Source organism: Paenibacillus sp. CECT 9249, from assembly GCF_918697855.1.
GTDB lineage: Bacteria > Bacillota > Bacilli > Paenibacillales > Paenibacillaceae > MSJ-34.
Genome location: NZ_CAKKLI010000112.1, coordinates 1 through 748 on the forward strand (window position 1 = coordinate 1; position 748 = coordinate 748).

General features: G+C 34.8%; 1 protein-coding gene. It reads left to right on the top strand.

Translation table 11 applies throughout. The features are described 5' to 3' along the window. The first annotated feature begins 131 nt into the window (after positions 1-131). Positions 132-641, top strand: coding sequence for an AAA family ATPase (locus LQ229_RS26995; RefSeq protein ID WP_216541471.1), 510 nt, complete (start codon positions 132-134; stop codon positions 639-641). The last annotated feature ends 107 nt before the right edge of the window (positions 642-748 follow it).

The following is a 748-nucleotide window of genomic DNA, read 5'->3' on the forward strand; positions in this document are numbered from 1 at the left end:
GGGGAAAGTGTATCCACATAATGTTGACTTGAACCGAACGAACTGGGAAACCTCCACTTTTTTACAGTCCGCGAGGCAGATCCACTATATTCAGTGTTTGATATTACGGGCTTTCGAAATTTAGGTTTAATATTAAGAATGCGATTACAGGGATAAAAGATGGGATCTCATCAAAAACATCTGAGAAAAACAGATTGATTTCAGAAATCGAGGGTTTAGAGGCTCAAATCACTAGTGTAATTCCATCCGTTAATGAAATGAATCGTCTGTTAAAAGCGTATAATTTTACAAATTTTAAGTTTGCGTATACACAAAACCAGGGAAATTATCGCTTGGTACGATCCACTGGAGAAGATGTGAATCAGACGTTGAGTGAAGGTGAAAAGACATTCGTAACGTTTTTATATTTTATGCATTTGTTGAATGGAAGTAATAACAGAGATCTTATTACAGAGAATAAAGTCGTTGTAATTGATGACCCTATTTCTAGTTTGGATAGCAATGTATTATTTATCGTTAGCAATCTTATTTTAAAACTTATTGATGATATCAGGAACAATCAAAATAATATTGTTCAATTATTTGTTTTAACCCATAATGTATATTTCCACAAAGAAGTAACTGTTATTGCTAACGCATAATGTCCGGAGATTGATGGTGTAAGTTATCCTGCTATTGACGGTTAATCTGACCGCATCCGGATATACGAGAGGGGGAATTATGATAATTCTCCCTGAATGACGCGTTT